Here is a 20930-nt window from a genome sequence, read left to right as displayed (position 1 = left end):
GAAGAAAGAATGGATTTACCTCCGTAAATACGAAACGCGTGAAGAAGCCAAGAAGAGCATCTTTGAATACATTGAAGTGTTCTACAACAATCAACGTATCCATTCTTCGATTGGATATAACACACCTCCTGATTACGAACGTATGTACCAAGAACTGGCGGTGTGAGAATAAGAATCTGTGTCTACTATCTTGACAGAAGTCCAGATTCTCCTCTTTCAAGACGTTCTGAAACCACTCAACACATGCCTCATGTCCCTTGAGAGCAGTTACTCGTACGTACTTATCGATTGCTTTAAAACTTGCCTTGAGTTCTCATACATAAAATCAAAGAACTCCTGATTTTCATAATCCTTGAAAGTATTTATTAGTATGCGTGAATTTATGCGATCAGGCTTCTGGGTTCGGTGAGTGGGAACATTTAATCTCGCACGTTTCCATGACTGGTACTTCGGATTAAAATCAGTTTTATAGACCTCTCCTTCTTCTTTGCTGATAATAAATGATTCATCGAAGGCGTGGATCAAGTATGCTAATACATTCCTGTTGTTTATTGCGTACGATGGGATGAACAAATGACTCATTGTATCAGATTTTGCCTTCGAAAAGTCTAACCATTTTTGAGTCATACTGGTTGCCATGAACAGGAAGCTACTTGGTTTTTAAACGAACGGGACACGATAGTTAATCATAAAGGGTTCCACATATTAGTCATGCATAATATGTAGAACCCTTTATTTTATTGTTTTTTTAAGTTTAGGTCTTGATAATTTTCAATAAAGTAGTAGACTGACGGCATCACTAAACGGGCAGAAGATTGAGTCAGTTGAGAGTGCTTAATCAATTAATATTGATAGATAGTTTGTTAGAAATATTCAATATATGGATAGATATGTATAGCTAAATAAAGGAAATGTTTGGAAGTATATCGAATACCTTCTAAAGAATTTTAGATTAACAAGGACATATATCCTTGTGATCTTGGAGCTCATTTAAATAGCTTATCAGTCCTAGGAGGGTATTATGAAACATACAAACGGACAACAATCTAAGAGCACTCCAACACAAAGTTCAATTCCTACGAATAAAAAAGAGAACACGCCTTCGGCTCCATCTTCAAATTTTCGATACAAGGACGTTCAATATTTGCAAAGAACGATCGGCAATCGTGCTGTCGCCAATTTGCTCAATCCCTCTAGAGCTACCCCCCCCCTCAGTTGGTTCGCGCTGCAACGACCACAAATACGACGATTCAAAGGAAAATAGAATACACGGACTCTAAAGGATACACAAATTTTCAGCTTTGCCCAACTATAAGCAATTTTATGGCTCCTCAGAATTTACTATCAACATTGATACAAAGAATAATGATGAATCTTATTTCCAACAGTTGAACAAGATCCGTCTACTAGTGGATAATAGATACTGGGCAATACCCTTAGGTAAGGAATCCCAGTCTAATTCTTTATTATCACTGAACAATAGGTACAAAAAATTCATTTCTCTGAGGGGAGAGCGTCAAATAGCCACCACCTTTTATTCAGATGGGAGAATGGTTGAAGATTACGCAAGACGGCAAGCTCCTGCTCCTACCGGTAGAGCGGTTGGCTTTACGTATTTTTGGTTAATCACATACGCCGTCGCCGAAGGAGATGCCAAGTCGCCTGGATCGACAGGCCGGGGCATCGGTTAGCAGTTCAAAAAGCTCCCAGTGACGGCAGGCATATAACATGCCAGACATGCTGAACGACCTTGATTTGCAGCACCACAGTGAATTCACGACGGGTCTCTGTGGTCATCTCAAACAGGGCTCCACAGCCGCCGCAGATGCGCTCCCATTCGCCAAGGGTAAGTAGCTTCGAGAAGCCCGCTTCATGTTTGCAGCTCGTCTTCCGTCGCTCAACCGTGAATGTTTCTCTTCGGGCTCCGGCCCAGCGGCTATTTCGGCTTAGTTGAATAATAGGTTCAGCTTCAGAATCCGAGTGCTTCCTCTCGTTAGAAGCTCCGAAGAGCTACTGCTGGGCTAGCTGATACTGTTCTTCATGCCCCTTCAATTCGGCCGACAGTTGGGCATTTTTTTGTTCCATATTGGCATTTTGCTACTGGAGGGTTGGTTGGGGATTACCGGTTCTGTTTTCATGAAAAGAGATTCGACTAGAAGCGCAAAGCCAAATTCTGTTAATGCCTTAAGAATTTAGATGTTGCCTTCAAGCGTAAAGCTAGGAAGCGCCTGACGCTGGGTGAGTGATAGCTTGCCTAACAGGTTTGAAGCATTTTTTTGCCACTAACGGGCAGTTCAATAACATCAAGAAGGCTGCCGACATCAGATGAACTGCAGTCTTCTGAACGGGCAGGATAGTTCGAATCGAATACCAAAGTAAAAAAAGCCCCTGTCTGTTATTATTTTGGCGTATTTGGGTAGCCGGCTTGGCGGTCAGAGCCAGGGATCCTGTAGGTGGTACGATCTATGTCAGAAAGATTCAGCAGAGCGCCTAATCTGATAAACAATCTTCATCCATCATATACGAGCTCCCATCTGAATATTAGGTGGGGGTTATTTGACGCTCTCAAAGATGTAGTAATTTTCATAATTGGTGAGACTATCCGCAAACATAACTTTGTATAAGTATTCATTATAATGCATAATCGGAATGAATTCTGTTTTGGGTTAAGGTAGCCTCCATGCATTCTTATCCTAAAAAAAAAAGGAGCACGATAGCCCAAATTGGGTTCATGTTCCTTTTTTTGAATCTACATTTATTGCACCACAACCGGAAATTTCTATCTTTTTTAATTCTTGCACCACAACCAAAAATGTTGTGTTTGTTCTTAGAAGTTGAATAAGATTATTCGATATCTTCATAGATTGGAAATCGTTTCACTTATAAAAAGTGCAACTTCACATTGCTTAGCTTTTTTGTTTTATAAAAACTCTTTAAAGTTGTTTGAGCTTCCTATCTTTATGCTGTGATGCCACATAAAATTCAAGAGTACCAACAATGACGAGAAACAAAAAATCGATCTCCATCTTAGTATCGTTTAACATACCTTTTAAAAGTTTGGAGTTGCTTCAGGATGAGTATGCCATTCACCAAGATACCTGATTTCGCCGCCCGACTCCCACCAAGCTTGATTTACAATTCGCTGTGCTTTTTTCACGCTTCGTTCAAAAAAATAGCGTCCAGATTTATCCTCGGATGTCGGGGTGCTTATTTGTTCGATGACTATTTTCTCATGGTCATAAATTCTGCCCAGCAAAATGCCACCAGATTCATGTTGGTAAGGCTTGATCTGACGATAGGAGTCAAATGTTTTTATGACATCAGGGGTGAAGATAAGCGATTTATCGCCAAATTTATATTCCATTACCTATTGCATTCCTCACATCGCGCAAAGTTGGCAAGCGGGAATCTTCGTACTGAATAATTTTCCGCTACAGCCCATCTTCCAGCTATTTTTCTACCTTTCTCTTTTTGAAGCTTTAAATTACCGAGCCAAGTGAATAAGACGTTTTCCTTTATCTTACCAGACTGAATAACTTCTATAAAAAACGTCAAATCCGAGATAAATCGTTTCACTTCTACTATTCCGTATGGCACAAATGTGCTTTGACATCCCGCTTCACGCTTTGAATATAACCCTGGCTCTGCTAGCACGCTTTTTAGAAATGCATGCTCTTCTTCAAATACACAGTGAAAACACCCGGTATAGGAAGGATCCACATATACGGCATGCGCCCCCGCTAAAAACGGTTCTACCCAGACGTAGAGTAAAGGCTTATCAATGATACCGTCTTTTTGCAGTCGGTTGAGGCGCAGCTCCGTCGGAAAGTGACCTAGAGCGACAATAGAAAAATCACATCGGTTTAAAACCGATTCGTAGTCACGGAGTAATCTAAGCACATCATACTCATATGTCGTTACTTCTAAATGTGGGAAATGAAATGCTAGCTTTTGATGTACACCGCGAACCTTGAAGTTACCCACATCATTGGCACCGCATAGATGCCGTGCCACGTTTCCAAACGTCAGCTTTTCTTTATCGATTAAAAGCAGCCGCTCTATGCCAAAATCGACGAGAGACTTGGCAATATGACTGCCAATGGATCCACAACCAATGATTCCGATTCTTTGGCTAGAAAAAATCCCTCCGTCACCACCACGAGTGAAGAGTCGAATTTTGTCCACGCGAATGACAAGCAGTTTTTTGACACTCAGATCACGAAAGTCGCGCTGCAATTCAAGTAATGCATTACGCTTACATCGGCGAAAACCTTTGAGACCTTTTTGTACCTTTACTTTGCTTTTATGGGGAGATGTTTTATATTGCTGCTCATTAGCGTGCTCCCATGCACCAATAATATGACCATCTTTATACGGCATTGAAAACACGATCGTAGATGGTCTGATATCTTTATTAAGAAATTCTAACAGAGGCTTTACTGCATCACCGCTTTCAGTCTTTAGCCGTTTTAAAAATTCACCGTTTTTTGTTGGAAATGGCGGCAGACCAATTGATTCGAGCGGTAAATAAAACGCCTTATTGCGAGTCGGATCAACTGTTGCCCCAGCTTGAACCAGCCAAGTTTCCCCTTCCATTCTTGTATCAGCAACTAATTTAGTGACGCTCCAATTCGGATGAGTAAAAGAAATAAGATGTATTTCTCTAGGCTCAGGGCTTATTGAAAGTAGCGAAAGTATCTCACTATTTGCCTCCTGAATCCAATATGATTCAAACTCATCAAGGTAATCCAACGAATTTTCGCCTGATTTGCCTTTTTTCACTAGAGTAAATGCTTTTTGAATAACTTCATCCAAAACACCCTGCGGATTACTTACATTGGGGTGAGCGACCTCTGCATCAAACGTGCATAGTACCTTGCGTTTATCCAGATGTGGTATTAATGATTTTGACTTCCGACATCTTATTATCGCCGATAACCCAGGAAGGTGCGCGTATCCGGGTAAGCGGGCAATGCTGGAGCCGGTTGGAAATTCGCCTCGTCGAGAACATAAGGATGAACTTGGTCGCAAAATTGGGCGTCGCCGGCAACGCAAATTTCAACGAGCGCACGCTAAGCGCCTCCAACACAGATTTATTAATTACATAATTGCCGGGCTGAATGGATTGCAGCGCTACACCAAAGGGTAATTCCCAGGAGAGTAAGGCATCACCAGGAGCAATCGCCTTCACCGCAAATCGATGACCTTCCATAACGGTGTAATCCAAGGTTAGGGTTTGGCCTTGATAGTTAATGATGGTGCCAGCGTCCAGTTGGCGAATGGCAACAGCGACATTATCTCCGGGTAAGGGAAGTCTACCGACTTCGTCAAAGCGGTAAGATGCGTTCATAGATTTCTAACTCCTTATTTAAGATTTGGCTTGAATTAAATATATATTCCGTAGCCGCACTGATCTTTAAAGAGCTTTCTGATCACCGACAGCAGACTTGAAATCGATTACAACAAGTCAAATCCGAAGCTTGGCTTCAGTACATATTCATGCTATTGTATCATAAATTGAAATAACTAGCTGATCTGTAATTACGCTTCGTCGTAAGGGAAGCTAGTTGCCGAAAATGTCCTAAACAGAAATTATAAGGCTGTACCGGGATTGATCGTTCAAGCAAATACGAAGGGCTGCCTCGAGGCAGCCCTTCGTATTGTACTATCGTTCCCCGTCCCTCGGTTTAGCTTCATAAGAGAATTAAGCATTTGCTAAATATCATATCAATTTCTAACAGTGCCTCTCGGTAGAAACTAAATTAATAGATTGTGTCAACGGGCTCATCGATGCGCCAGCCCTTTCCCTGGACATAACGCAATTTCAAATCATGAACTTCGAGCTTATCATAAAGTGGTACTGAAACCCGGAAGGTTTTTATCCCACTTTCCTCTTTCATTAACTTGGCCGCAGCTTCGTCCCAACGTATCATACTCCCGCCGTCCGCATTTGGTTGAGCCAGCTTGCCCTCGATTTCCACAATGTTCCCAATTTGCTTTTTCCAATAGGCTTGAGCCTGCTCAGGTGTATAAAGCAATTCGAGGTATTCGATGAATTTCGCCTTCGTATCCAAATCGGTAGCCATCCAGCGGTAATCGTTCCCTTTAAATGCAAAGGACCCGTCTTTGTGATCCCCGTCGCCTCCACGGGAAATAAGCCAAAAGTGTTTTTGGGCATCTGCCGCCAAACCAACAGCATCTTTTTCGCTAAGGTCAGCCCTTTTACGCTGGATGTGGCGGTATTTCTCGTTTTCAATAACCACAGTTTGATGGTCTTCGTCCCAAAAGACTTTCGCTCCTAACGCTTCAGCCATTGCGCGAGCCGGTATCATGGTACTTCCATCGATAATCTGTGTGGGTACCTCTGAATGAATTTCCGCTCCGTTGACGAACAATTTTACGACTGCAGGAGCTGCAAAAGAAACGCCAGAAAAAAGGACGGAACCCAGTACAGCACCGCTTACAAAGGATTTCAAATTCATTTTCACTTATGCACTATATCCCTTCTCTTATTTAATCATGATCCTAAGTCGTCGTTATTCATTATTTTCAAACTGGTTCCTAACATTCTCCACACCAAGTTCTTGAAGATTCACCGATTGCCCTAGTGGATCTTTAGCAAAGTCAAAGTCAACCCTATGTATCGTTTTTCGCGATGGATTGGAAGTCGTACTTACATGAATCTCCAGAAGATCAATATTATACACATCCTGACATTGAGAAATGAAAAGAGTGTGATCCTATTATTATTGGGTTAAGAACTTCAGACCATATTGATAATGGGTATCTTTCTCCATTTTCCATGAAATTCTGCCAGTGAGTAAAGATCTAACATCCATACTAGGGAGATGAAAATGAATCAGTTCATCAGTGAGGAATTCTACGTTTGTCGTAAATCGTATACCCTGCAAACTTACTTCTTCTATAAATATCGAAACCTGCTTGTATGTACCGCAGCTTCCCTCGATTTCCTCAAAAACCATTTCCATAGGGTCTATATCAATTCTCTTGTGCTCACGTCTGTCCAATTTTCCACTTCCCCTGCATGCGTTATTTTTTAAGTTGCAGCTAAAACAATAGTTAAAACATTACGCACCTTTATTGGAAATCCGTCAACACATCTAAACCCAAAATCTCAGGAAGTTGAAGTAAATCAAATACAATTTTAACGTCCGGGCTAATATTGATAATCTCTACCTTACTGCCATGATCTTGTAAATTCGTAACAAGTGTAATCAATAAGCCGATTCCGGAAGAATCAACAAAAGGTACTTTAGAAAAATCAATTTGGATCTCTTTGGACTTAAATAACTGTGGAGCCACTTCTTCCTCCATCAATTCCGTAACTTCAATATCCATATCGCCTTCAAACCAAACCATAGTTTTTGTATCCTCTTCAACAAGTCTAAAATTAAACATCCGGAACACTCCCTCCCTTTAGGATAATACCAATTGCCCATATTCATCGAGCCTTGCATGGATATTGGACATCTGAACCGTGAATTTGTGCACAATGGGTCCAATCTGGATGACGGTATCCTCCATGGCTGTTTTAATTCTGATCGATTGTCCTTGAGGAACCGTAATCTTAGTGGTAGTTCCTCCCTTTGTTCCCACTTCACCCACCTTGACACCTTTAGCTGCAAATATTTCTCCTCCACGAACGTAGCCTGCGATCTCTACAAATCCTCCGGCGTGCAGTTTGGAGTTATACACTCCCTGCCCAATAATTGAAATATCTCCACTTGAACTCAGCTGACTGTAATGGGCAAAGCCGGCTTTAATGAAGCATCCGGATTCTTCCTTGTGCTCTTGGGTGACGGCATATAGCTCTTCACCTTTCTTCACTACCTGAATGACTTCCTCAATCGACCTAAAATCGGAAGTTTGGGTCATAATAAAACCTTTATACAACCGTTCACTAAATTGAATCCATTCCTCATCCAAGATTTCTTGTCCATTTTTGATCTGATTGATAAAGGATATCGCCAAAGAGGAGAATGTTTTAAACTTTCCATCACATAAAATTTTTATTAATGGCCCGAGGCCTGTCCGGCTAAATGAAGATACTTTAAAAGCGGAAACAGTAGAGAGTTGCTGCATAGCAGCTACCATTTGCGTCATTTGGCGGATAAGATCCCCCAGCATCAAATGAATCTCAGCGAACAATAAGCTACTGCTTCCGGCGGTAATTGCACTGGAAATAATATTGTTGTTTACGATAACTGAGCTTCCCGCTGTAACTGTTGCCATATTCACATTTTCATGTACCAATACGCTCCCTTGTGCTTCAACCAGCATCCCGTCTTGGACCGAGCCGACAATTTCTACAGCTCCAATATAACGCACATTTCCAACCTGGATAGTTACATCCGTTCCAATCAACAATTTCGAAATTACCGATATTTTTGCTGTCTTACCCCTTACCAGAATATCCGGGTGCCCCGGTTCGGTTGCAACCACTTTATATCCGTCCTCCACTAGAACGACTCCCTTACCCTCCTGAACGTGAAGGGGATAAACATCCGGGGGAAGAACAGGCTCATTGGTAACGTTTGTTCCGGGTATACCCTTTGTTGGCGGTTGAATAGTGCCTAAAACTTGTCCGCGATCGACAGATGGAAATTGACGAATTTCCCTATAATCAATGGAGCCGTCTGGTCGCTCTTTTATGCCTTTTTTAATCTCTACTTCTTGAGCCGGTTGAAAAAATCCGTTCTCACCCCGTGTCGGAATTTTCCCTGTGGCAATAATGAAAGAACCACCATCATCAGTCGTACAAGCAAGAGCAAGCTCGGAATAATTAATACCGTAAGTAATCCCAGCAGCCCTTAGCGTCCCCATCACCGCATCCGTTTCGATCATGATAGGAATTTTTTTCTCCTCGACTTCCAATTGGATATAGGTTTCGGGTCCCTTTTCTTTTAGCCTTTTATAAATATGTACGCCGGGGATCACCTTTAAAACGGCTTTCATTTTATCGTCACTAATGGTTAATTCCCATTGCGGCTCCCGCGTCTCGTCTTCAAGATCCATTCTCAGGACGTCCTCTTCACGGACAATGACCGTAGTTTCAATCAGTTCGTCATTTTTATAAAGCTTAATTCCTGGCCCGGGTGAAAGAAGAGGATATTTATCGAGCGCGTCCTTACAAAAGATTTGCCCGTCCGCTACCCATACTTTCCCTGACAGGTCAGATGTCGTAACATTTATTACTTTCTCCTTGTTAAGAATTGAGGAGATGGAATTTCCTCCAGATAAGTCCATCATTCGAACCATCTTACTTATTTCAGCCTCTGAAGGCGAGTCAGCCGAGGCGTTGCCGGACTGTGCAATGATTTCTTTAACCGTTACTCTTACGACCGCAAGCTTTGAACCAAGACCCAAAATACCCTTTGAATCGTTCTCAATGATCTCAATCTCAACATCGTCGAGTTCTCTATCTAAAAGATCCAAGGCAACTTGTACTGCTTTTTTTACCGTTTTGCCTTTTGAGGTAACGCTATTTGCTTTTGTTGTCAAGGTAAGCTACCTCCTTATGGATTCAAGGCCGGAGCATTAAAATTAATGATTTCGGTTTTATCATCACCGACTTTGAGAATCACCATCGTGATATCGTCTTTTTGGGGTAATCCTTCCGTAAAGGTACTGATTTGGTTTATTACAGTCTCTTCGATCTTGGAAGCCTCTTTATGTCCATGCTTGACCAGGATTTGAATTAATCTGTCCAATTGGAACATCTCTCCATCATGATTGATGGCTTCAACTATTCCGTCCGTATAAAAGAAAACCAGATCATCCTCTTTGAGCTGCGTTTGCTCCTCTTTGTACAGCTGTCCCGTTAAACCGCCAAGCATCACACCTTTTAAATCAGGGGGTTCAACAATACCAATATTCGCTCGAACAAATACGGGAAGGCTGTGCCCGGCATTTGCGTATATAAATACACCAGTAGCCGGGTCCCAGTCTGCGCAAAACACGGTCACGAACGATCCGAGTTTTCTTAAATCCCTAAACATGGCATTATTCATGGCTGTTAAGGTCTGGCCCGGTCCTTTTGTTGCTTCAGCAGCGCTGCGAAAAGCTCCGCGCGTAAGAATCATCAGCATCGCCGCCGGTATTCCCTTACCCATCACATCTCCGATGATAATACGGATCTTCCCATTTGACAACGGGTAAAAATCAAAATAATCGCCACCGATCAGACGAGCTGGAATCGAAACTCCGGAAACCTCTCCGCTGGATAATTCCGGTTTTTCTCCATTTAACAGCTTCATTTGAATGTTGCGGGCAAGATGTATTTCCCGCTGCAAGGTTTTATTGAATTCATGGGTTGCCCCGACTTCATCATGAGGCTGCAGCAATAATTTACGATACATATTTTAATGTCCTCCTCTTAGCAGAGCCTCCATGACTCTATAAACTCCTACCGTATCAAACAATTCCCGTGTATTTTCATTTAAACCTTCAAATTTGACGTCCACTCCCCGATCACTCGCGGTATGAATAATAGAAAGGATGGAACCGATACCGGTGGAATCTATAAAATCCAAACCGGAAAAGTCGACTACAATTTTATTCAAGTTATTTGGAAACTCGACTTTAAAGCTATCAACCGTGGAGTAATCCATTAAACCAATAATTTTAATAAACAGAACCGAATCCTTAACTTCCTTTTGGATTTCTAAGTTCATAAACAACCCTCCTCTTTCTAAACCTTAATGGCGTTGTAATGGTACCCAAACAAATCAGTAACGGTAAGGAGCCCATTCTCCTCTGTAAGGGATTGAATCCAATTACCTTGGATTTGATTTTGAATTTCCCTTGCTTTTTGGATAGCCTTATCCAACTGGAAGATACGATTACAATCGGTTTCATAACGAGAACTATTCAGCATATTGAGGTGATTTCTCTCCACGAATACCATATGATACAGTATCCACTCAAGCTCGTTTGGAACATGTAAACGGATATGGCCATTCTCGACTACTGGAATCGGACGAGCCATTTTAATCGTTTCAAATTCACTGAATCCATTTTCTGTTACTAAAGGAAAAATATATTGAAACGTGAATTGTTGGTTATCGTTGGCCAGATCTACATCTGGTGAAAAATGATACGCACTCACTTCGATATGCTCATGAAGATCCTGCAAGCCTTGCAGTTCCTTGTAGGAGATTGGAGTTAGTGTATGTTTGTTATATGCTTTTCCATTTAGACAACCGGATTGAAATTCATCTACCGTGTCATATAGCTCAAATGAACGGCTGATTTTTGCCAATCGTTCATGCGTAATCTGGATGGAAAATTGATTATTATCGCAAGCGATCCATCTGCGGCCTTTCTTTTCCGCCACATAAGGCAAGGATCCGCTCCCACAGTAAAAATCCCCAACCAGGTCGCCCTCTTGAGTTGTAATATCCAATATCCTTTCAATTAGCTTTTCCGGCTTCTGGGAAGGGTAATGGGTTTCCTCTTCTTTAGAGTATTGATAGCCCGAAATATCATCCCAAACGGATGGGAAATTTGCATCGGGATCGATTCGTTCCAGATACCGGGCCGATTTACTATAAAATAAAAGGGTTTCATGCTGGTAGCCGACTGGGAACCCCCAAATGCTTTTCCACGGAGTATCGGTATGCTTCCAAATAACCTCAGATTGAAAATTTTCCCTGCCAAACACTTCATCCAAAAGAACCTTTAAGTGATGTCCATTCATCATATTGGTTTGAAGAACAAATATTCCGTCCTCCCGCAAAAGCTGTTTGGCCAATTCGATCCGTTTACGATAATGTTCCATATAACGGTTCGGATTAAAATAGTTTTGAATTGTATGATATTGGGACCACGGAGACATATATTCAAAATGATGCTCAGGCTGATTTGCGGTAAAAAGCAGTCCGGAATTGAAAGGACCGTCAAAATAGATCATATGGAAGCTATTTTTTAAGCCTTCTTTCATGAAATATTTGATAATTTCATCATTCTCGCCTAAGATTAAGGCATTTTTGGCAAAGTTCCACTTAGGTTGGATCTGCATCGTTGTAACTTCCTCTCTATCAAGCAGCTATTTGTGAGCCGCATTAAGAAAGTTTGAATTCCTTAATGTTTTGTAGCAGGATATTTGAAATATCTGACATTTCTTTTGATTGGCCGTATAAGGATGTCAGTAGGTCCGACAAAGCTATCGTGAAATCCGTTGTTATCGTTGAACTATTCTTTGCTTTCTCCCTAATCGTCTCTAGATGTTCGAGGACATATTGTGTATGCTCATCGGAATCCGATGACTTAACTGACAATTCCACTTGATCCAGGAAGTAAAAAATATCATCTACGATTTCTCGTTGATACATGGTCATTTCCGTTGAGACGCTAAACATCTTTTGAACGGACTCATTCGCATCATTTTCCAAAGTCATAGAAAGTTTATGGGCCTTTGAAGCCTGTTCGCTCGTATCGAGAAACACTTCGTTCAAAGATTTAACCGTTCGATTTGCACTTTCGGATAAGCTGCCTAGTTCACTGTTGTCGGTCAAACGGCTTATAGCGGTAAAATCTTTTTCTTCCAACGACTTAAATTGCGCCTTAATTCGTTGAATATTTTCATAAATTCGATTAAAGAACCTGGCAGTAACCAAAAATAAGGCAATCATGGCAGCTATACCGGACACGATTAAAATAATCGAGTGGCGGTATAGCGGACTGATGATTCGGTCATAATCCAATGCCGCATAGATGACACGCTCTTTGTCTATAGGTAAAAATAAGGTATAAATATTGCCTCCATTGATTTTTGAAACGTAACTGGACATTTTAGGAGCATCCGCTATCCCTTTAAGAATCGCAGTGTCTTTTTCATTGCCAAAAGTAAACGTACCAAACACAATTTTTTGCTTCGGAGGATACAGCTTTGCAGCCAAAACCGGGTCTTTGAATACCTGCGGATTTAATACTCCGACTTCTTTCACATAATGATTTTCGTCTGTCAGCTTTTTAATCCAAGTATCCGGACCTACAGTAGCCGTATATTGGTACACTTCGTTCGCTTCGATGTAAGTGCTGATAATATAATGAGTACCCGGCTTCACGTAATAACCATATTTAAAAAATTTCGGATTAGCCTCATGGGATCCGGACTGTACAATTGGAAGCACATGTGAATGTTTGTCTTGATAGGAAACCACTCCTTTTGGAGATATTCCATCCAGCCTCGCACGCATATCATTATAGCCGTCCATATAACCTATCTTTTTAAAACTGAAGCCAATTTCCTTCGGGTCTGTTGCTTTTACACCAACAATGTCATCGCCTTGCTCAGCCATTATGGATATACCTGTTAGGTTGAGTCTGTCTTTTATTTGTAAGAGTTCTTCATCCGTTATATCCTTCCAATCTTTATTCCCAAGCAAATCCCCGATATAATACGCATAGGAGATCAGCTTCAAGTCTATTTGATGCTCGATAGATTTTCCAGCTTCATCCGTAGATTTAATGCCGTGCGCGATACTTGACGAAATCATATTGGATTGTTCATTTAAAGTATTCGTTATTTGCTGTTTAATTAAGAAGATTTGAACAATGCCTGTAATAGCTACAATCAATAAAAGAATAATAAAAAGTCTGGATAAAAACTGCTTACGTAATGAAACCATCTTATTTTCCATTTAATTGCCTCCAAATTCCGCCGCCGCAAGTTTACGCAAAGAAACTTTGTCTAATTTCCCTTGAGACATCGGAAATTGCTCTACAAATTTAATCTGATCCGGAATTTTATATTTTGCCGTTCTGCCTTCCAAAAATGAATAGAGCTCTTGCAGATCCATTTCTTCGTTTCTAATAATGAAAGCTACGATCTGTTCTCCGAAGACGGAATGTGGGGCTCCGACAATAACGGCTTGTTTTACCTTAGGATGCTTGGAAATCAGCTGTTCAACCTCACTCGGAATAACCTGTTGTCCACCTTTTTTTATTAAATCCTTCATTCTTCCGATAATTTTAATTTGATTTGCTCCTATTATCTGGGCGATGTCACCTGTATAAAACCATCCGTCTCTGAATACGTCATCGGTCAAGTCGGGGCGTTTATAATATCCGACAAACCCGCTCGCCGCCTTGAAGGCGATTTCGCTGGTGTCACCTTCCGGGTTCACGAGTTGATAATCCACACCGGGCAGTAGGCTCATCTCAAAGCCTTCACGCAAATCCTTCGAAGAATATAACAAGCCTGCCATTTCACTAGAGCCGTAATGGTTGCGAACTTTGCAATTCGGGAGATCGGATAATACTGCGAAATAGTCTTCTCTAATATTTTCACCGGCCAGCGTACATAACTCCAAACGTTCCAAAACCGCAGGTTCTATATTTTTAGCAAAAAGAACCAATGCTTTAAATAAAGAAGGTGTTGCTGATACTTTGTTACAATGCTGTGCCTTCATCAACTTGATGATCGACGGAAAATCATAGGATTCGGTTACCGTCATATGGATTCCCTTGTGAAGACCTGCAAAAACCAGACTCATTCCATAATTGCCAAGCGCCGGCACCACAGACAGTATTCGATCAGACGGAATAATCTCGTGCATCAGGGATAACGCGGTATTGTTATGTTCAAACCAGTCTGTCGTCACCATAATCCCTTTCGGCACTCCCGTACTACCCGAAGAACAGCTAATAATATGAGCAGGTATCTCTTCTATAGGTCTATCCATACCGCCCATTTCATCAATAATCCATTTATTAGAATCGGCCCTTTGAAAAAGCACCGTTTTCTTTCCAACAGCATTTGCCCATTCCCTGATCATTTGACCGAAGTGGAAACCATTGTGCTGATCCATATAAAAAACAAGATGAGGATCGAGAGAATCCAGTAATGTGCCTAGGTCATCTTTTCGGAAGTAGTGGCTTATTGGAACAATAATACCCTCTAATCGGTTCACGGCCAGAGCAAGCGCAACAAAGTGGAATATGGGCGGCATCATTATTCCAACTTTTTTTCCCTTCAAGCTTCCATATTGCTTTAGCATTTCTAAGTATAGATCCACTGCATTCTCAAGGTGTTCCAAGCTGTATTCACCGGATTGTGTGGACAGTATGATCCTTTGTTTGTCTTCAGCGTTTTGAAATATCCAATCGGCAATAGTTCTCATCTTTATTTATCTCCCGCTAAGTAGACATACATTTTCCCTACGGTATCTATATCCTCCATCGTACCGATTTTGCTAATATCTACCCCAAATCGGTCTGTCAGGCGTACAATCAAATTAACCATTTGCAAAGAATCAATTCCCAAGTCATCTCGGAATGAGGCGTCCGAATGAATGCTCTTAATCGGCACTTGTGAAAGCTCGGAAATGAAGTGTTGAAAATCATTGAACGTCATGCCCTATCCCCCTCTAAAAACCACTTTGCTGCAGTCCTCCGAATTTCAGTGAGCTTAAAATTACAACAGTGCCCCTCATCTTCATACACGATCATTCGCTTACTATCGGGTAGTTTGTTATAGAGCTCCCAAATATCCTCTTCCTTTACCATGGTGTCCTGCTTTCCATGGCATATCATAACGGGTTTACAAGCAGACAAGTCATCCAACTTAGGGAGCAGGACTGCATGGTTATCAAGAATATAGTGCATTCTTTCCAGAAAGTAATCCGGTAGATTGGAGTTAGTGTCACAAGCTGGGCTAACCGATACCGCTTTACTCACATGAGGATGTCTACTTCCATAAACAGACCACGCAGCGCCACTGCTCGTCCCAAATAAGAAAATAGGAAGCTCAGGGAATTGCTTGGCTGTGAAATCAATAACCGCATGAATAAATAAAGCCCAGTTTTCTCGCGATGCTTTATAATTTTGGAACATGTACGTTTCGCCTTGACCGGGACCATCGAAGTTTACTGTAGTAAATCCTAAGCTTCCAAAATCGTTTTCGTAGGTAAACAGCTCTTCTTTGGATGAATCAATGGGATTTATGATAACAACACAGCCTTTAGCGGATTTCGGAATACGTACTCTCCCATAACAGCTTCGTTCCTCCACAAGAATGGAGGTCTCCGTAGTTTGCAAGTCCGAGAGGGCGTCGGCTTTGTTGACCATTTCCTTGCACTGTTGGAACCATGCTCGTTTATCGGCTCCTGCCTCAGGAAAAATCCATTGAATAAGGTAATAATATAAACCAGCCGTTCGAAAAAAGCGCTCGGCTTCCTTTAGGTTATGTCGTTCCAAATAGGAAAGCGCAGTATTTTCATACTGAACAGCTTGTCCATGTAATCCTTCGATCCAATGCGAGAGATGATTGAATTGGGGCCGCAATTTGCTGATTCCCTCCATATCGATCCCATGTGCGATCCATCGATCCCAGAAACGATCAAAAAGCTTGGTCATCAATAGTGTCTTCTGGATTGTCATTTCAGGGGAATTCGCGTGATTCAGCGGATTGACCATAGTTGTGACCTCCCTTTCGGTTAATGTTCGCTAAGGTCAGAGCGAATCATTTGTGGATTAAAATATTCAGTTAATCGAATGCCGGGTTTATTCAGATCTTGAAAGGTTATCGTGTACTCTTTAAATGGAACTGGAAATTCACCGTTAGCAAACCGTAAATGAACGGGACAATTATGAAAATCCCCTAGCTCATTCTCGTTCTTCCAACCGTAAGTAGAGATGTCCCTGATGGACTCAAGGTCCAGAAGGTTCATTGCTTCCCCAATACCGTCATTTTTAGAAACGATCTTTTCATAAAGCCGTCTTGGAATTCGATCGGGATCTATGAGCGCAAAGTTGTGGGAAACGATAAAATGATCATTTTTCGTATATAAAATGGATTCCCGAAACATTTGACTATCGATCATTTTTTGTTGAATCACTTGAACAGTCAGACGCCCACCAACTAGCTTTTCCAGCATATCCGTTGTTTTTTCCTCTGTGACCAATAATCGATGGAATAAGCTTTTGTTCCTATAATTTATTTGTTGTTGGTCGTTCAAATTTTCACCTCTATTTCTTCTGAGTGAAAAACCAGAATAAGAGTAGTTCCTTCATTAGGAACCGTACAGAGCAAAACCTGCTGGGACATTTTCATCATCAACGTAAACCCTTGCCCTAGTGACTTTTTCGTCGAATACCCGGCCATTAATGTTGTATTCGGTAGAAGCTTTAATGGAAAACCAGGACCCTTATCTTCTACTATTACATGGACACTGGTTTCCGTCTTTACAATCGTCAGCATTCCTTCCTTTGCATGCTTCAAAATGTTAGTTATTGCTTCTGAGATGAGCAGGAGCTGACTCATTAATGTTGCCGAAGGAATTCCGATGTCATGCAGCTTTTGCTTTGCTAAATCCCTTGCTTTCGGGATATCCGAACGTTCCCTGATGGTGGCTTCACAAATAAGGTTTCCCTGTTTGTAAGATGCGATTTCTCCTTTTCGCATTAGTAAAAATTTTTTTTGGGTTACCGCGTAAATAACATCACGGTATACTTCCCAAACCTCATCGTCGCTACCACGTTCAGGCAGTATTGCTTGTTTTTGGGGAAGAACTAGGCTGATATCCTCCTTTATTTCCTCATAAACCTCGAGCACGCATCTGTGGAACTTATCCGGGAGCTGTAGTTCTTTGATTTGGAGATAAACATCCTTCTGTTCTTGTAACCAACCTAGTAAGGTAGCAGCCAGGAACAAGAGGTATTCACCCTCATCGCCCTCTTGTTGGTATAAGTCTTCTTTAGAGAATGAAATATAAATAAAGGTTCCGACCCTGCAATCCTCTATTTGTAGCAACTGGCCCATTCGATTGGCTATCCATCCTATTAATGCCCTTTGGTGATGGTCTTTCAAGCAATTTATGGAAAGGGGAGTTGGTAAAACAGATGTTTGCGCATTCGTTATCATATCCTCAGAATTAAAAAACTTATTTAAGAAAGACTTCACAAAAACTTCTCCCCCCTTATAAAATCCCGAGAGGAGGCATAATTGTCATTTCATCAACGACAGCGCCTTCTGGTTGGCACAAAACATAAACCAGGTGTTTGGCTACTGATTGCACAGGAATCATTTTCGAGAGATCCGGCTTTTGCTCCATCGTATCCCAAAACGGAGTGGCTACTGCCCCCGGCAATACCGCTGTCACTTGCACCCCTTTACTTCTTAATTCTGTTTGCAATACTTTAGTTAGCCCCATAACTCCGAACTTGGAAGCCGAATACCCGCCGCACCCCGAAAGTGCTGTTGTACCGGCGATTGAAACCAAATTGATGATTTTGCCTTCTCCGTTTTGTACCATATGGTCACCGAAATGCTTACAGCACAGAAATGTACCTCGGAGATTAACCGAGACCATCCGATCAAAATCCTCAGTAGACAAAGAAAGAATTGAATCAAACACACCGGTTCCAGCGCTGTTTATGAGGGCATGTATATGGCCGAATCTGGCAATGGCTTTACTCTTAAAATGGCGAACCGAATCTTCATCGGAGACATCCAGTGCCAATGTTAAAGGCTTCGTTTGCATTTGGGAGGCAATCAATCGTAAATCAGGTTCGTTTCTTGATCCAATAACCAGATTTGCTCCCAATTGATCCAATAAAACTGCCGTTTCTTTACCGATCCCTCTCGAAGCTCCTGTAATTGCGATGGTTTTGCCTTTGAGCTTTCCAAAATCTATCATAACGATACACTCGGCCCGGCGTATTCAAAGTAATTTTTTTCCGTTTCCCACAGACCGATCTTATGAAGGCTAGGCAGATGAGCATGCAGCATATTGTAAATAACTAATGCCACTACTTCCGAAGTAGGATTCAATTCCTTAAACTCCACCGTATCCAGATTCAAATGTTTATGGTCAAATTTGTCAAGCACTTCCCTTTCCACGATTTCATCGAGTTCAGCCAAATTAATGATCATTCCTGTAATGGGATCAGGCTCGCCTTTAACGGTTACATCCAGATAATAATTATGTCCGTGACCATGGGGGTTGTTACACTTGCCAAACAGTTCAAGATTTTCTTCGGGTGTTAAATGCTCGCTGTGTAACCTGTGTGCAGCGCAAAAATGATATTTTCTTGTAAGGTTTACCAATGAATCCGCCTCCTTTGCTGAAAATAAATAATGATTTTCATGCAGTTGAATCCGATGTAGTACACAATCTTCAAACCTGGTTTCCAGCGACTGCCAAATATAGGCTGCCAAATTTTCCGTTGTAGGGATATGATTCTGGAAATGGGGATGTTCCCGATCCAAAAATTTACCATCCAATTCTTCATCTACAAATTGTTTGACTAACAATTTAATATCGGTAGTGTTGACCACGATACCGGATTTGTCGTTTAAATGTCCCTTTACCATAACTTCTAGCGTGTAATCATGTCCATGACCGCTCGGATTGCTGCATAACCCGAATATTTGCCGGTTTTTTTCCTCGCTCCAGGCGGGATTACGGTATACATGAGTGGCGGAAAAATGGATTTTTCTCGATAAATAAAGCATGGATTAACCCCCTTAATTCCTGGATAGGGATCGCTCGAATTCTTCGCAAAGCGCCGTGTTTTCGGCGAAAACCCCTTTTTTTACTGTAGTTACCGTTGAAGCCCCCGGTTTTTTCACGCCTCTGGCACACATACATAGATGCGTTCCCTCGACTGTCACAATGACCCCTTTAGGTTTGAGCACATTAGAAATAGCGTATGCGATCTGTTGGGTCATTCTCTCTTGGACCTGCGGTCTTTGAGAAACGAGCTCAGCCAACCTGGCAAACTTGCTTAACCCGACAATTCTTCCATCGGGTATGTAGCCAATATGGGCTTTACCGTAAAACGGAATCAAGTGATGCTCGCAAAAGGTATAATAAGTAATATCCTTGACCGTGATTATTCCATCGTACTCTTCTTCAAATGTTGTAGTTAATGCTGTTTCCGGATTGGTCCCGACACCTGCAAAAACCTCTCTATACATCTTGGCAAACCTTCTCGGTGTATCCAACAGCCCTTCCCTGTTCGGGTTTTCACCAATCTCTTCGAGAATGTTCCTAATACTAGTTTCGATGATATCGTTACGTACCAGGTTGCTTTTAACTAATGGTTTCAATAAAATCCCTCCCTGAAATTAAAAAAGACCAGCCTATAAAAGGACCAGATTTGTATACTGATTCCTTCTTAATTCGGTAACCCGGCTATCTTAGCATTCGCCTTAGACCCGTGGTTTTGCGTCTCCATCTTTCGAATGGTTTTGCCATTATCGATAAGAATTGTTTGTATCAAGATTTTTTGTGAGATTAGTTCTAATTGACTAATACCTTCTTCACACACCTAATTATAAATGGTTATATATGCCCGGTAAACGAATAATCATTGCGTTTGCCCGCCACATTTTTGCGGGGTACACGCCCACTTGTCTGCAAACCAATCGAATCGATTTATTTAGGTATTGTGGACAAAATTTATGATTATTCGATATTATTCGACTATTTTAGACATATTGTATCATTTTATGTGTTGTCTAATAAATAGTGCATATTGCCTAAATTTTTCGCAAAGAGGCTGCCAGTTGTTATCCCTGTCCCAGAATAGTTCCTTATCGCCTCTGCGGGGCTTAATGTCCACTACAGTAGCACCGCCTATCCTACCATCATTGCTGCAGTGGATGCATAACGGATGCTTGGTAAGGAAACCTATACGTGCCTTCTTCCAGTGACCGCCATACCCGCGTTTGGTGGAGCTGCCTCTTTGCTTCTCATACCGTTGCTAGTCAGGCTTCCTGCATGTGTTACAGAAGCGCTCTTCCGTAAGGTTGTTACATCCGGCTTTACTTCATTGTATCTGTTAACTTAAAAGTAGGCCAGCGGAGTCATTGAAAAACCAGCCACAACCGATAAACCAACTTGTAGAACGTAGACAGGTTGGGGGCAGGAGAGAATGATCCAAATGAACATCATGCAACA

At 41.6% G+C, this 20930-nt stretch carries 21 protein-coding genes and 1 riboswitch; of the genes, 2 read left to right on the top strand and 19 right to left on the bottom strand.

The window, feature by feature from the left end; all coding sequences use genetic code 11:
• Both G9U52_RS37685 and G9U52_RS39600 read left to right on the top strand, forming a co-directional pair.
• Window positions 1-166: IS3 family transposase (locus G9U52_RS37685; protein WP_166158260.1), on the top strand; the 166-nt coding region annotated here is incomplete at its 5' end.
• Between the two features lie 1222 nt (window positions 167-1388).
• The gene (locus G9U52_RS39600) at window positions 1389-1691 is read left to right on the top strand and encodes a hypothetical protein (protein ID WP_207953458.1); all 303 of its coding nucleotides are present in this window, start codon (window positions 1389-1391) and stop codon (window positions 1689-1691) included.
• A gap of 1358 nt (window positions 1692-3049) precedes the next feature.
• Here the strand turns inward: G9U52_RS39600 and G9U52_RS37675 are convergent.
• The 19 genes from G9U52_RS37675 to folE form a co-directional block, all read right to left on the bottom strand.
• Complete coding sequence (locus G9U52_RS37675) at window positions 3050-3364, bottom strand: Mov34/MPN/PAD-1 family protein (protein WP_166158254.1); 315 nt, start codon at window positions 3362-3364, stop codon at window positions 3050-3052.
• Window positions 3364-4890 carry a ThiF family adenylyltransferase gene (locus tag G9U52_RS37670; RefSeq protein WP_243767794.1) on the bottom strand — a complete coding sequence of 509 codons (1527 nt, stop codon included), beginning with the start codon at window positions 4888-4890 and terminating at the stop codon, window positions 3364-3366. Before G9U52_RS37670 ends, G9U52_RS37675 begins: the two co-directional genes overlap by 1 nt.
• The gene (locus G9U52_RS40620) at window positions 4883-5350 is read right to left on the bottom strand and encodes an SAF domain-containing protein (protein WP_243767793.1); all 468 of its coding nucleotides are present in this window, start codon (window positions 5348-5350) and stop codon (window positions 4883-4885) included. The genes G9U52_RS37670 and G9U52_RS40620 overlap by 8 nt, the downstream gene beginning before the upstream one ends.
• Before the next feature lie 412 nt (window positions 5351-5762).
• Complete coding sequence (locus G9U52_RS37665; RefSeq protein WP_207953457.1) at window positions 5763-6482, bottom strand: DL-endopeptidase inhibitor IseA family protein; 720 nt, start codon at window positions 6480-6482, stop codon at window positions 5763-5765.
• A gap of 264 nt (window positions 6483-6746) precedes the next feature.
• Entirely contained in the window at window positions 6747-7028 is a 282-nt protein-coding gene (locus G9U52_RS37660) for a PilZ domain-containing protein (RefSeq protein WP_166158245.1), read from the bottom strand.
• Between the two features lie 70 nt (window positions 7029-7098).
• Window positions 7099-7419, bottom strand: a complete 321-nt coding sequence (locus G9U52_RS37655; protein ID WP_166158242.1) for an STAS domain-containing protein — start codon at window positions 7417-7419, stop codon at window positions 7099-7101.
• Between the two features lie 18 nt (window positions 7420-7437).
• The gene (locus G9U52_RS37650; RefSeq protein ID WP_166158239.1) at window positions 7438-9522 is read right to left on the bottom strand and encodes a flagellar assembly protein A; all 2085 of its coding nucleotides are present in this window, start codon (window positions 9520-9522) and stop codon (window positions 7438-7440) included.
• A gap of 14 nt (window positions 9523-9536) precedes the next feature.
• On the bottom strand, window positions 9537-10379 hold the full coding sequence (locus G9U52_RS37645; protein ID WP_166158236.1) for a PP2C family protein-serine/threonine phosphatase: 843 nt from the start codon (window positions 10377-10379) through the stop codon (window positions 9537-9539).
• A 3-nt stretch (window positions 10380-10382) separates the two neighbouring features.
• Window positions 10383-10694 (bottom strand): STAS domain-containing protein, encoded by a 312-nt coding sequence (locus tag G9U52_RS37640; protein WP_166158233.1) that lies wholly within the window; start codon window positions 10692-10694, stop codon window positions 10383-10385.
• A 17-nt stretch (window positions 10695-10711) separates the two neighbouring features.
• Window positions 10712-12040, bottom strand: a complete 1329-nt coding sequence (locus tag G9U52_RS37635; RefSeq protein ID WP_166158230.1) for a DNA-methyltransferase — start codon at window positions 12038-12040, stop codon at window positions 10712-10714.
• Between the two features lie 43 nt (window positions 12041-12083).
• Entirely contained in the window at window positions 12084-13664 is a 1581-nt protein-coding gene (locus G9U52_RS37630; protein ID WP_166158227.1) for a methyl-accepting chemotaxis protein, read from the bottom strand.
• A complete protein-coding gene (locus tag G9U52_RS37625; RefSeq protein WP_166158224.1) occupies window positions 13665-15146 on the bottom strand; it encodes a class I adenylate-forming enzyme family protein in 1482 nt (493 codons plus the stop codon).
• 2 nt (window positions 15147-15148) lie between these two features.
• Window positions 15149-15379 (bottom strand): acyl carrier protein, encoded by a 231-nt coding sequence (locus G9U52_RS37620; RefSeq protein ID WP_166158222.1) that lies wholly within the window; start codon window positions 15377-15379, stop codon window positions 15149-15151.
• Entirely contained in the window at window positions 15376-16440 is a 1065-nt protein-coding gene (locus tag G9U52_RS37615) for an alpha/beta hydrolase (protein ID WP_166158219.1), read from the bottom strand. The genes G9U52_RS37620 and G9U52_RS37615 overlap by 4 nt, the downstream gene beginning before the upstream one ends.
• Window positions 16441-16460: 20 nt before the next feature.
• Entirely contained in the window at window positions 16461-16982 is a 522-nt protein-coding gene (locus tag G9U52_RS37610) for a hypothetical protein (RefSeq protein WP_166158216.1), read from the bottom strand.
• Entirely contained in the window at window positions 16979-17785 is an 807-nt protein-coding gene (locus tag G9U52_RS37605; RefSeq protein WP_166158213.1) for an ATP-binding protein, read from the bottom strand. The genes G9U52_RS37610 and G9U52_RS37605 overlap by 4 nt, the downstream gene beginning before the upstream one ends.
• Window positions 17786-17942: 157 nt before the next feature.
• Window positions 17943-18662 (bottom strand): SDR family oxidoreductase, encoded by a 720-nt coding sequence (locus G9U52_RS37600; protein ID WP_166158210.1) that lies wholly within the window; start codon window positions 18660-18662, stop codon window positions 17943-17945.
• Entirely contained in the window at window positions 18659-19480 is an 822-nt protein-coding gene (locus tag G9U52_RS37595; RefSeq protein WP_166158206.1) for a 6-carboxytetrahydropterin synthase, read from the bottom strand. The genes G9U52_RS37600 and G9U52_RS37595 overlap by 4 nt, the downstream gene beginning before the upstream one ends.
• A 12-nt stretch (window positions 19481-19492) precedes the next feature.
• Window positions 19493-20077, bottom strand: a complete 585-nt coding sequence (folE, locus tag G9U52_RS37590; protein ID WP_207953456.1) for a GTP cyclohydrolase I FolE — start codon at window positions 20075-20077, stop codon at window positions 19493-19495.
• A 72-nt stretch (window positions 20078-20149) separates the two neighbouring features.
• Window positions 20150-20233, bottom strand: a riboswitch (cyclic di-GMP riboswitch).
• Between the last annotated feature and the right edge of the window lie 697 nt (window positions 20234-20930).

This window comes from Paenibacillus agricola (genome assembly GCF_011440305.1).
GTDB classification, from domain to species: Bacteria; Bacillota; Bacilli; order Paenibacillales; family NBRC-103111; genus Paenibacillus_S; species Paenibacillus_S agricola.
This window is presented reverse-complemented; position numbering and strand designations above follow the sequence as displayed.

Coding starts and splice junctions, on each gene's coding strand:
- G9U52_RS37640 (WP_166158233.1), bottom strand. CDS start 10,694: ATGAACTTAGAAATCCAAAAGGAAGTTAAGGATTCGGTTCTGTTTATT.
- G9U52_RS37675 (WP_166158254.1), bottom strand. CDS start 3,364: ATGGAATATAAATTTGGCGATAAATCGCTTATCTTCACCCCTGATGTC.
- G9U52_RS37600 (WP_166158210.1), bottom strand. CDS start 18,662: ATGATAGATTTTGGAAAGCTCAAAGGCAAAACCATCGCAATTACAGGA.
- G9U52_RS37625 (WP_166158224.1), bottom strand. CDS start 15,146: ATGAGAACTATTGCCGATTGGATATTTCAAAACGCTGAAGACAAACAA.
- G9U52_RS37645 (WP_166158236.1), bottom strand. CDS start 10,379: ATGTATCGTAAATTATTGCTGCAGCCTCATGATGAAGTCGGGGCAACC.
- G9U52_RS37605 (WP_166158213.1), bottom strand. CDS start 17,785: ATGGGCCAGTTGCTACAAATAGAGGATTGCAGGGTCGGAACCTTTATT.
- G9U52_RS40620 (WP_243767793.1), bottom strand. CDS start 5,350: ATGAACGCATCTTACCGCTTTGACGAAGTCGGTAGACTTCCCTTACCC.
- G9U52_RS37630 (WP_166158227.1), bottom strand. CDS start 13,664: ATGGAAAATAAGATGGTTTCATTACGTAAGCAGTTTTTATCCAGACTT.
- G9U52_RS37615 (WP_166158219.1), bottom strand. CDS start 16,440: ATGGTCAATCCGCTGAATCACGCGAATTCCCCTGAAATGACAATCCAG.
- G9U52_RS37665 (WP_207953457.1), bottom strand. CDS start 6,482: ATGAATTTGAAATCCTTTGTAAGCGGTGCTGTACTGGGTTCCGTCCTT.
- G9U52_RS37620 (WP_166158222.1), bottom strand. CDS start 15,379: ATGACGTTCAATGATTTTCAACACTTCATTTCCGAGCTTTCACAAGTG.
- G9U52_RS37635 (WP_166158230.1), bottom strand. CDS start 12,040: ATGCAGATCCAACCTAAGTGGAACTTTGCCAAAAATGCCTTAATCTTA.
- G9U52_RS37595 (WP_166158206.1), bottom strand. CDS start 19,480: ATGCTTTATTTATCGAGAAAAATCCATTTTTCCGCCACTCATGTATAC.
- G9U52_RS37655 (WP_166158242.1), bottom strand. CDS start 7,419: ATGTTTAATTTTAGACTTGTTGAAGAGGATACAAAAACTATGGTTTGG.